Origin of the sequence: Flavobacterium crocinum (genome assembly GCF_003122385.1) — a bacterium.
GTDB classification, from domain to species: domain Bacteria; phylum Bacteroidota; class Bacteroidia; order Flavobacteriales; family Flavobacteriaceae; genus Flavobacterium; species Flavobacterium crocinum.
This window is the reverse complement of record NZ_CP029255.1, coordinates 4,333,929-4,346,031: the sequence shown is the minus strand read 5'-3', so window position 1 is coordinate 4,346,031 and position 12,103 is coordinate 4,333,929. Positions and strand designations below refer to the sequence as shown.

Annotated in this window: 8 protein-coding genes; all 8 read right to left on the bottom strand. The window is 35.2% G+C overall.

Annotated elements, in window-relative coordinates:
• Positions 1-86: 86 nt before the first annotated feature.
• The 8 genes from HYN56_RS19205 to HYN56_RS19170 all read right to left on the bottom strand — a co-directional run bounded on the left by HYN56_RS19205 (position 87) and on the right by HYN56_RS19170 (position 11,707).
• A complete protein-coding gene (locus HYN56_RS19205) occupies positions 87-1,037 on the bottom strand; it encodes a polysaccharide deacetylase family protein (protein ID WP_109193658.1) in 951 nt (316 codons plus the stop codon).
• 149 nt (positions 1,038-1,186) lie between these two features.
• A complete protein-coding gene (locus HYN56_RS19200; RefSeq protein WP_109193657.1) occupies positions 1,187-2,554 on the bottom strand; it encodes an alginate export family protein in 1,368 nt (455 codons plus the stop codon).
• Positions 2,555-2,556: 2 nt separating this feature from the next.
• Positions 2,557-3,570 carry an MBL fold metallo-hydrolase gene (locus tag HYN56_RS19195; RefSeq protein ID WP_109193656.1) on the bottom strand — a complete coding sequence of 338 codons (1,014 nt, stop codon included), beginning with the start codon at positions 3,568-3,570 and terminating at the stop codon, positions 2,557-2,559.
• 258 nt (positions 3,571-3,828) lie between these two features.
• Complete coding sequence (locus HYN56_RS19190; RefSeq protein ID WP_109193655.1) at positions 3,829-5,592, bottom strand: amidohydrolase; 1,764 nt, start codon at positions 5,590-5,592, stop codon at positions 3,829-3,831.
• A 198-nt stretch (positions 5,593-5,790) separates the two neighbouring features.
• Positions 5,791-6,810, bottom strand: a complete 1,020-nt coding sequence (locus HYN56_RS19185; RefSeq protein ID WP_109193654.1) for an alpha/beta fold hydrolase — start codon at positions 6,808-6,810, stop codon at positions 5,791-5,793.
• 38 nt (positions 6,811-6,848) lie between these two features.
• Positions 6,849-7,646: an alpha/beta hydrolase gene (locus HYN56_RS19180; protein WP_109193653.1), complete on the bottom strand. Its 798-nt coding sequence runs from the start codon at positions 7,644-7,646 to the stop codon at positions 6,849-6,851.
• A 486-nt stretch (positions 7,647-8,132) separates the two neighbouring features.
• Positions 8,133-10,082 (bottom strand): sigma 54-interacting response regulator, encoded by a 1,950-nt coding sequence (locus tag HYN56_RS19175; RefSeq protein WP_109193652.1) that lies wholly within the window; start codon positions 10,080-10,082, stop codon positions 8,133-8,135.
• A gap of 14 nt (positions 10,083-10,096) precedes the next feature.
• On the bottom strand, positions 10,097-11,707 hold the full coding sequence (locus HYN56_RS19170) for a sensor histidine kinase (protein ID WP_109193651.1): 1,611 nt from the start codon (positions 11,705-11,707) through the stop codon (positions 10,097-10,099).
• Positions 11,708-12,103 lie beyond the last annotated feature (396 nt).

The window sequence follows — 12,103 nt, the reverse complement described above, 5'->3', positions numbered from 1 at the left end:
TTCTGATTATTTTTATATAAGACGCCGTAAATCGGCGTCTTTTTTTTTGCTATAAAGTTGGTTCTATATTTTATTTCTAAATAATACTATTCCCTGATAGAAGTTTTATCCTCTAAAGCCATTTTAGCAATTTCGTCTTTTCTTTTAAAAGTCACTCCATTGTGTTTTTTGATATATTCTAATAAATCAGATGTCATTTTAACCATTTGCGGAGTGCCTCCAATTCTGTCATGAAAACTTATAGACAGTTGTCTGCGTTTAAATTCGCTTTCCGCATAAAGCTGATCAAATTCTGCTTTTACCTGATTAAAGAATTGGTCTGAAGAAAAGTTTTTGCCTTCAATCAAAACAATATCATTACAACGGATGGTATAAGGAACAACCGTAAAATCTTTTTTATTGACCTGAATAATAAAAGGTTCATCCCGGCTTAAATCATCTATGTGATACGTAAAACCTAATTCCTGAAGGATTTTCAATGTATTTTCGCCACGACGAAGCCAGTTGGCATTATAACCAACAGCAGTAAAACCGGTAACACTTTTGATAGCATCAACACCGGCTTTGATGAATTTCTTCTCTTCGTCGTAAGGCATGGCGTATTGCGAACTCCAGTTCATTCCGTGTGCCGCAGCTTCATGTCCGCGTTGTACAATTTCTTTTGCCAGTTGCGGATTTTGCAATACAGCAGAACCTACCATGTGCGAAGTCACTTTTATGCCATGTTTGTCCCAATTGTCCAACATTCTCGGAATTCCTTCTTTATAACCGTATTGGTACCAGGTTTCAGCAGGAAAATCATTATAGCCTTTCTGCATGTTCTGCGGAAACGGACTTTCTGCATTTTGTGGCTGACCTCCGGCTTCAAACTGCATAGAAACAGAAACTACTAATCTTGATCCATCTAGCCATTTATTTTGTGTTTGGAGTTTTATTTTTTCTTCTTTTATAGGATTTGAAAAGGTATCAGCAGGATTTGCCATAACAGCCGCGCTAGTCAAACCTGCCATTTTTATGAAATTTCTTCTTGTTGTCATTTTTTTACTTTTTTGAATTTTATCAAAGTATTTTTATTCTTTATGTTTTAGTCTCGCAAAGTCGCAGAGGCGCAAAGTTATTCTGCTTAAAGCATTTTAATAAAACTTTACGCCTTGATGACTTTGCGAGCAATTTTCAGCACAAAAACTTAAAATTTAATCTGCGTCGTAACTCCCGTAAAAAACATATTCTTTCCAGTTCCGGCTGCTTTAAGGAAATCCCCCGCTTTAAACCAAGTTGCTTCAAATCTGAAATAGAGATATTGATTTGGAGTATAAATAATCTCGCTTTCCAATTGTTTTCCAATTTCTTTTGCCGTTGTCGAATCTCCCGGATAAATCATGATCGTGTTTGGTCCATAAATTCCGTCTTGATTGCTGTATCTCCAAAACATATCATAATCTATTACCCAATCTATATTTTTGGACAATTCAAGACTAATAGAAGGGTGGAAGTCAACCAAATTTGAAGGTCCAATTACAGAAGCCAATCCAAAATAAGCACCTCTTGGAAACAGTGGATTAAAGGTGTTTAACGTATTGTCCCCGTTTGTTTTATCTCCGCTGATTAATTCGAATTTAAATCCAATTTCAGGATGTAAAACGACCGAAGTAAATCTATAACCCGTATTTAAAGAAGCCGTCCAAGCTTTAATATCTTTAGATTCAACACTTCCAAACTGATAAAGCGCTTCAAAATCATAACGCCACTCCTCATATTTTCCCCAGATTCTGGTTCCGACAGAATGGCGATGTTCTTTTCCGCTGGCATCATCAAAATTGGCGTTTTCTCTGTAATATACGAGGTAATACAGATCAATATTTTTGATGGCTGGAATTTTATTAATCACAAAATAACTTCCCCAGAATTGTCTTTTTTTATTCGAATAATCATCAAAGATGCCGTCTTGAGCGACTACATAATGACTGTAAAAGAAATCGGCTCTATAATTATTAAAACCTAAAATAGCTTTTACCGCATCAAAAGATTGACGATTATTTGGCCCGTCGCGAACAGCAACCAAACGTTGAGAACCGTAACTTAACTCCTGTCTTCCAGCTCTAAAAATCAATTTTTTGTTTTTTTCTGAAATCACATTCACATCAATAAAACCCTGATGTACTTCAAGCGGATCACTGTCAACCGGACTCGGATCGATTCTTCCGTTAGCATTACTGCTTTGCAATTGAATAAAAGCTCGATAGTATTTGCTTGAATGAAAATCGGCGTGAAGCAATAAACGGTTTAAAATATAACCGTCCGGATCTTGAGGATCGTCACCCCATTTTTCGTTTTTGACATAGAAATATTGATACCGAATCTCTCCTCCAAAACTCAAATACGTTTTCCCCGAGGAGGAGAGAGGTATATGTTTCATCGTTTTGTACCAGTTTTTTTTGACCGTATCTTTTTGCAAAACTTCATAATTCTCGTCAAAACGCAATGGCTTAAAGTCAGGATAAGATTGCGCCTGAAGCTGAAAATAAATAAGAAATAGTAGAATAGATTTTTTCATGGCTATTTGCCTAAACTGTTTTTCTTAATATCATTGTAAGCGTTCGCAATATTGAAATTGTAATGCAACCAGTTAAAAAGCACATAACCTTTATCAAATTCTTTCATCGTCACGGTTGCTTTAACTTCGTCTAAAGTTTTGCCTTTTTTAACGGCATCTTCAACATTCGTTTTCAAAGCATTGACATAATCAATTGTATACTTAATTCCTTTTTTATTAGTAATTCGACCGTGCCCCGGAACGACAACATCATTGTCGTCAATCATATCGTAGATTTTCTGAAGATTCCGAACTGGTTCCAGAAAATAGCCGTCAAAAAGCCAGGGAATCGTCGGACTTTCAGCAATAAAAGGATTTCCTGCCCACAATACATTTTTGCCTGAATCTTTCAGAAAAACAAATAAATCTGCAGGAGATTGTGCCGTTCCAACATTGAGGATTTCAACAATTTTCCCTCTTCCTAAATCAATTTTCAAACTTTGATTTAGAGCAATAGTAAGATCCGCAGGACGATAAACGCTTTGTTCAATCCCGCGGTCTTTTCCAAAAAGCATGATCATAAATTGTTTGATTCCGTCGTAATTCTTGGCAAGATTTTCTTTGCAGAATTCGTTTTGTATCAAAATGGTTTCTTTCGGAAGTAAATAATTTCCAAAGCAATGATCGCCGTGATCGCTAGTATTTACAGCATAAACAATAGGTTTTGGCGTAACAGACCGAATCAATTTATGCAATTGATCATACAGACGTTTGCTCAACATCGTTTCAATCAGCAAAACGCCTTTATCGCCCACAATAAACCCCGCCGAAGTCGCTTGCGGAATTCCTTTTGTAGTTTCAGTTTCAGTTGTCGATGGCGAAACCGCATAAACATTATCCGAAATTTTATGCAATTGCAAAGTCACTTTATTCGCATCCCAAATCGGAACTTTAGGAGGCATCGGAAATTGCGCATAAGTATGCTGTACTAAAAACAGCATTACTATTATCATTAAAATAAGATTAATCTTTTTCATGGTTATAATTTTTAAGTGGTCAGTATTTTTTAGAAGCAAAGGCAAAAGGCATTTTTTGGCAGCATGGATTCCTGCTCTCCGTTATATCTTTGCTTTTTTAAAGAAAAAAAGCAAAGGATATCACTACGATCAGGGCTAAAGAGAAACATTTTGCATTTTTGCAATCATTTCAAAAGAGAGTATTTAAAATAAAATCCCTTTTAAATCTGCCTAAATCTGTTTAAATCTGCGTGCAATTCTCATTTATTCAACGAGCTATTATCTTTGGTAACCTCCAAAATATTTAACAGGAGACCAATCCGGAATAACAGCAGGAATCTCAGGATTCAGATCTTTATATTCTGCAGAAGCGTAAACAATTTTGCCATTCACAACCGTCAAAACCGATTCTATTTTTCGGATATCATCTGGTTTAAGCGAAAAATAATCATCAGAAATAATCGCCAAATCGGCATACATTCCCTTTACCAGTTTTCCTTTCTCTTTTTCTTCGCCCGAAAACCAAGCGCTTCCAGAAGTGTATAATTTCAAGGCAGTGAATTTATCCAAAACCTGATCTTTTGGCCAGAACTGCATCCCGCCAATTGTTTTTCCTGTAAGTAACCAATGCAAAGACATCCAAGGATTATAAGTTGAAATTCGGGTAGCATCGGTTCCCATTCCAACCGGAATTCCTAGTTCCAACATTTTTTTGATAGGAGGTAATTGTGTTTTCGGCACTCCGTATAGTTTGTTGTACAATTCTCCCTGATAATACATTCTGAATTGAACTGCAATTCCGCCATTCAATTTTTTAACACGTTTCAATTCTGAAGACGTAATGGTTTCAGCATGATCAAAAAACCATCGCAAACCATTAAACGGAATCTCTTTGTTTACTTTCTCAAATACATTCAGCATCCTGTCAATCGATTCGCCGTACGTCGCGTGAAGTCTAAAAGGCCATTTGTTTTTCGCTAATAATCGGATAATTGGTTCAAGATCTTTTTCCATTTCGTCAGACAAAACAATTCTCGGTTCTAGGAAATTTTCAAAATCAGCTGCAGAAGCAACTATGTTTTCTCCGGCGCCTTCTTCTACATAACCATTTGGAACTATCAAATTATCATTTTTATTGATTTGAGTTTCCGAAACCCATTTTTCATAATCCTGCAATTCTTTGCCTTTTTGTTGAGCAAACAAATAATAAGAAATTCTAAGACTTAGTTTGTTTTGCTTTGCCAATTCCAAAGAAGTCACATAATCCGCAGGGAAATTTTGACTTCCGCCGGCCGCGTCGATTATACTAGTCAATCCAAAGCGATTCAATTCGCGATTAAACTGCATCGAGCTATTGATGCGTTCTTCCGGAGTTAATTTTGTAGTCAATCCTAAAGTGGTGTAAATGGCTTTTGGGGTTTCTTTGGCATACATCAAACCGGTTAAATTTCCGTTTGCATCTTGTTCCAAAAGACTTCCTTCGTATTTCGTGTCTTTGGTGTATTTTAAAACTTCAATTCCTTTTTTATTCAGGAAAGCTTTTCCATATAAATAAGTGATAAAAACTGGTTTATCAGGGACTGCAGCGTTGATTTCGTCAATTGTAGGCTGTCTTTTTTCTTCAAACTGAAATTCATTCCAGCCTCCTATAACTTTAATCCAAACGCCTTCCGGTGTTCTTGCTGCTTGTTCTTTCAGCATTTCCATGGCGCGTTTTAAGGTTTTTACGCCATCCCAGCGCAACTCCGAATTATAATTTAAACCTTCGCGAATCACATGCATATGACTGTCATTCAATCCCGGAATTACCGTTTTGCCTTTAGCATCAACTAATTTTGTTGCCGAAGATTTATAGGAAGAAAGAATATTTTTCTCCGTTCCGGTGTCCAGAATAATTCCGTCTTTAATCGCAATTGCCTCAACAAATTCGTTTTGTTTCTGCATGGTTGCAATTTTTCCGTTGTAGATAATCAAGTCTGCTTTCTGCTGCGCTTGAGATAAAAGCGCAGAAAAAAACAGAAAAAATAGAATTAACCTTTTCATAATTTTTGTTATTTAATCTGTTGAGGGTAATTTTTAACACATAGAAACATAGTTATCCAAAGCCTCAGAAAAGGCGTTTCACTTGTTTAAAATAAACATAGCTAGCTATGTGTTAGAAACTAGTTTCTTTTTAAAAACTTTTATATAAATAAAAATCTATGTTTCTATGTGTTGAAAAAACGATATCCAAAGGGTTATTTATTTACCAAGAAAGAATGCCAATAAATCTTTTTGAACCTGAGCTGTATTTTCCTGAACCAACCAGTGTCCAGCGCCCGCAATTTTAGATTCAGTTACATTTTCTGCCACTAGTTTGGAATGATCTTTAAGGAAAGCAGCCGCGAAATATTCTCCGCCCATTGCTAATAGTGGCATTTTTAGTTTTTTCTTCGCAAAAACTAAGTTGTCTTTTCCATCCTGATCGAAAGCGCCAAACCATTTAAAAGCAGCAGTTGTTCCGCCTTCAGTAGCATATGCTCTAATAAATTCTGCAGATTCTTCGGCAGTAAAAGGATCTTTAACGTGACCTACAACTGGCCAAAAATTAGTTAAGAATTCTTTTTCTTTTCCTTTTACAATATCTCCGGATGCTGGCCATGCAAAGAATCCAAACCACCATGCAGATCCTTTTACATTTGACCAAACAGGTTCAATTCCAGGTAAAAGGGCATCCATTAAAGCGACTTTTTTTACACTGTCGCCATATTGCGCGGCATAAGCATAAGCCACCATTAATCCGATGTCGTGTCCAGCCAGATTAATGCTTTTATACCCAAGCTGATTTACCAGTTCATGTATATCAGATGCCATTGTTTTTTTGTCATAACCGCTTTCCGGTTTGTCTGATTCGCCAACGCCTCTTAAATCTGGAGCGATAACGGTAAAATGTTTCGATAATTCAGGCAATAAGCGATTCCACATGTACCAGTTTTGTCCAAATCCGTGAACTAAAACCAACGGATCGCCTTGACCACCAATAACGTAGTGAATTTTGATTCCGTTTACAGTCGCGGTGGCGTGTTTAAAGTTTGCTGGAGGATTTGCCGGTGCAGGCTGAGTAGTTTCAGTTGTTTTGGCAGGTTTAGCTTCTGTGGCAGGAGTTTCTTCTGCTTTTTTATTACAAGAAATAAAAGTCAATAGTAAAATTACAACGGCAAATAATTGAGCCGTTTTGTTTTTTAGGTTAGAAAAAACATTGTTTAATAAATTCGTTTTCATGATTTTAAAATTTTAATTAGTTAATGAATAATTGGTTTTTATGAATTTTGAATCGGAAGTTTTTCGATCCAATTTTGTATATAAAGTGCAATTTCCTGCCAACCCGGCTGGTTTAATACAAAATGGTTTCTTTCGGGGAAAACTTTGTAATCGGTAATAGAATTTTTGTCTGAGTATTTTTTGTAGTTAGAATAATTCAATGATTCTGGAATCGTGTGATCGATAGATCCTGCAATGAGTAATAAAGGTTTATGAGGTGCATGAAAATCTACTTTTGCGACGGAAGTTATGGTGTCCCGAACGATTAATTTTGATTCAGGAATTGCCGCATCGCAATAGGCTTTTTCCTGCCATTCTTCGGGCATTCCGTTTGTGAAAGCATATTGCCACTGACTAAAACTCATCATAAATGTTTTTTTTGTCGAAGTAAAAAAGCCAAGCGGACCCCAGCCAGCTTTTAAAAAGGAGAATTTAAAAGTTATAATTCCCTGTGGCGGAACAGAATGTATCGCGATTGCCGAAGTTGCAAGGTTACGCTGTAAAAGTATTTGTGCTAAAAGTCCGCCAATGGAGTGACCAACTATAATAGGTTTATGAGGTAAATTTTTAGCAATATTTTCAAAGTGTTCAATTAATTGCGTCAATCTCAGTCCGGCAACTTGTGGATCAGGATGGCGCTCGCGCAGGACTTCGACCGGAGCATCTTTGTAAGGCCATGCAGGCGCTAAAGTTTTATAGCCTTTGTTTTCGAAAAAAACTTTCCATTCGTCCCAGCATTTATTGCTGACAAAGGCGCCGGTAATAAAAAGAATCGTCGTAGGATTTTCAGTTAGCATAATACATTGTTTTGATGTTATGCCAAACTACAGACTAAAATCAGACCGTTTTTGTTAATCTGTTTATTTATAGGTATTTATGTTGGTTTTGATTAAGTGTGCCAAACTATATTTCGTCGTACAACGAAAAATAAGCAACGGAATAACGTTTTTTTGAGTTAGAAGTTAAGAGTTAGAAGTTAAGAGTTAGAAGTTAAGAGTTAGAAGTTAAGAGTTAGAAGTTAGAAGTTAGAAGTTAGAAGTTAGAAGTTAGAAGTTAGAAGTTAAAGGTTAAGAGTTAAAAGTTAAGAATTGTTAGTTTAAAACAATAACAATAGGATTTCTAAAAACTTTGCGTCTTTGCGAGCAAATTTCTCGTTGCTAAAAAAAGGCTTACAATTTTAATCTCGCAAAGTCGCAAAGACGCAAAGTTTCATGTAACTTTTTAGCACATAACCTATAACTCATAACCTATAACCTCTAACTCATAACTGTTAATTCACTGTCTTAAAAATGGCTTCTCTTAATTCCTAGTTTTTGCATTCTGGATGCGAGTGTAGTAGGAGGCAGTCCAAGAATTTCAGAAGCTCCGCCGACGCCTCTGATTCTTCCGTTACATTTTTCGAGAACGTTGATAATGTGTTCTCTTTCGTTTTCCTGGATGGTTTTAAAATACCATTCGTTTGAATTATTGTTTAGTTTGATTTCATCAATAGCAGGAAGTGGAATGTGTTCAATGGTATCGGTTTTGGCTAAAAGAATACTTCTTTCTATTAGATTTTCCAGTTCACGGATATTTCCGGGCCATTGATAGGATAAAAGACTTTTTAAGGCACTTTCAGATATTTCGGTTACATTTTTTCCCGTTCTGGCACTATAGACAGCAATAAAATGACGTGCAAGAAGGCCAATATCTTCTTTTCGCTCACGCAATGGAGGTAATTGAATTGGGAATACATTTAATCTGTAGTACAAATCAAGTCTGAAACGGCCGTCAGCAACTTCTTTTTCGAGATTGCAATTAGTTGCGGCAATAATTCGGACATTTACTTTTATCGGAAGATTTCCACCCACGCGTTCAATTTCTTTTTCCTGAATTGCCCGAAGCAGTTTTGCCTGCATTTCCAAAGGCATATCTCCAATTTCATCCAGAAATAAAGTTCCGTTATTTGCTTGTTCAAACTTACCAATTCGTTTTTCTGTTGCTCCGGTAAAAGATCCTTTTTCGTGACCAAATAATTCAGATTCAATTAGACTTGGAGGAAGAGCGGAGCAGTTGATTTTTACAAATGCTTCGTCTTTTCTTCCTGATAATTGATGAATGCTGTTTGCAATACTTTCCTTGCCGGTACCGCTTTCGCCGGTAATTAAAACTGTAGTATCTGCAGGAGCAACCTGTATAATATGATCAAATAATTTAAGAAGTACAGGACTTTTACCTACAATTGAACTGAAACAGGATGGTTTTAATTCTTTTTTTGGGTTTTGATTTTTCGTGGAATTATTTTTTCCGCTTAATTTTTTATCGGCACTAATTAAATTTTCTATAGCAAAAATTAAAGTTTCCTGAAGTCTTTCGCAAGTTGTTAAAACATTCTTATTGTAATTATGGGGTTGTCTGCTGAAAAAAGATAAATACAATCCGCCATTCTCATGAAGAGTAAACGGAATAGGAAGCATTAGATTAGATTTCATATTCATTGATGTCGCGATCATTTTTTTAATGGGCGTTTTGTCACATATTTTTATGAAGTCTGTATCGTTATAAAATGTAGCTGTTGTTTCTACATTGCTTTTACTTCTTAGTTCGTTAATTTCAGATTCCTTTAGTGCTGTAATATTTTGGAGTTCTTCGATTCCTATTTTTTGATATTCATGCAATCCTGTTCTTGCATATCCTAATACCCGGTTGGTAAGTTTATTATCCATGTAGAACACAGCCATTACAAGATCAAAGGAAATTAGCGCCTGCAAGGATGTTATTATATTTAAAACCCTTTCATCCCATGTGCCGCTTTTACGAACTATTGCTTTTAATTGTTTTTGAAATAATAGCTCTTTCCGGATAGAAGATTCGATTCCGTGTTGCTGATGATATTCGGCAATTTCAATAGTTACCAGTAAATCTCTTTCCCGGAAAGGTTTAACTAAAAAGCCGTACGGATGTGTCAATTTAGCTTTGCTTAATACTTCTTCGTTGGAATTAGCGGAAAGATAAATAAAAGGGATGTTATCATTTTTCAGTATTTCGGCAAGATCAATTCCGGTTTCTTTCCCGGATAAGAAAATATCCAGAAGCACTAATTCCGGTTTTTCCTGTGCAATATAATATTTGGCATCAGTTACGGAGCGTGCCATTCCGGTGACAGTATGACCTGCTTTTTTCAGCATCAATCTCAAGTGATTTGCCTCAACAAACTGATCTTCAACAATAAGTATTTTTAGTGGTTTTGCCATTTTGTAGAATTAAATTAATCTGGATTATTTTCGACTAAAGAGAATTCCAAAGTTATTTTGGTTCCGTTTGCGTTTGCAATTAGAAATTTCCCATGAATATCTGCAGATAATCCACGCATTAATTTTATACCTAATGAAGGATTATTATAAGGATCGAAATCAGGAGGAAGCCCGATACCATTATCATGAATAACTAAAGTATAGTTACCGTTATCATTTTTATTTAGTGAAATATTAATTTTTCCTTTTTCATTGTTTGGAAATGCGTATTTAATTGCATTTGTAACAGCTTCATTGAAAATAAGCCCAATTGGAATGGAATGAGATAGGGGCAGCGTAAAGCTGTCGATATCCAGAATAAACCGGATAGAATTCTTGATTTCGAATGAATCCTTTAAATATTCAGTCAATTCAAAAATATAGGAAGGCATGTCAATTATCGATAAATTTTCGGATTGATATAATTTCTGATGAATCAACGACATGGCATGAATTCGGTTCTGACTATTATTAATGGCCTGAACAGCTTCTTCATTTTTTAAAAATTCAATCTGGCTTGCTAACAAACCAACCACCATATGAAGATTGTTTTTTACTCTGTGGTGAATTTCTCGTAAAAGCCATTCTTTTTCAGTAACCAGATTCTGAAGCGCATGATTTTTTTTATTGATTTCGTTTTGTTGTGTTTCCAGTATTTTATTTGTTTTCTTTTTGAATCTGTAACTTTTATAAAGGAGGCCAAGAATTATAAGCAGAAGGATCATAAAAATGATCATGGAATTGCGGAGAAATACCTCGTTTTTAAGTTTGCTTTGCTGTATAAGGGTTTTGTTTTTTAGTTTAATAATATCCCTGTTCCTTTTTTCGGCTTCGTAAATAATATTCAGTCTGGAAGAAATAGGATAAATGTCACTTTCTTTAAGATGCGATGCTTTATAAAAAGAGATTGCTTTTTTTAGAAAGTTTGACGAATGATTAAAATCTGAGATTGAAAAATAGAGTTCACTAATTTCTCTGTAGCAGTCACCACTTCTTTTATTATTTCCAGATTTTTCGAATAAGACAGCTGCTTTGAAAATAGGATCCAGTCTTTCTTCTATTGGTGCATGTGTACGCATTTTTGCCGACCAGATCATTACCCAGGATTCGCCCAAATCATCTATTTGATTAGTTTTAGCCAATAATGCTATTGCTTTTTTGGCACTGGTTTCGATCATTGGATCATTATTTCTTAATTGGTACAGCATTGAAAACTGCAGATAACATTTTCCTGCATAAATATCAGAATGCAGATTTCTGCTTAAACGAAGAGCGTCTTCAGCATAATTAAAAGCTTTTTCTAATGTTTCAGGATTATTAAAAGAAGCTTCATACCAGTCGCTTAATTTCAGTAAAGTCCTTATTTTATCTATGTTTTCCTGTAATTCGCTTAGTATTTTTTCTGTTTTTTTTACCTCTTGATCGGTATAAGGAAGGTCTTTATTTAAATAATTTCCAAAAGCAGGCAGATTTTTTTCAGCCGTTTCAACCTGATTTTCGTTGGTAAAAGAAGTCAATGCATTTAGTTCTCCAAATATGAACCACACAAGGAGAGACAGAACTATTCTGTATTGATTAGAGTGCATTTTCTTAGGATTAAACTGGCTATACGAAGGTATAGATTATTATGTATTTAAATTTAAAATATGATAAAATTGATTGCCGACGATATTTCGTTGTTTTTAATGAAGGGTGTAGTATGTAGTTGGGAACTGAAATAAACTATGTAGGAATAAATGAGAAAAAATGATACTTGGGATTTTCTCTAAAAACATATTTATAAAAATATAAGACACCTCCTTTTTAGCTGTTCAATAGTAGATCAATAATTGTATTTCATACATTTTTACCGTTGTATTTTTGAATATTGTAAATTTTTTATGATAAATACAGGATAAAATTTATTCTCAATACTATTTTATCCCCTAAAACGTATTTTATTTCTCCTTGCAAAAATCATTATTATTCAAATTTGCATCAAG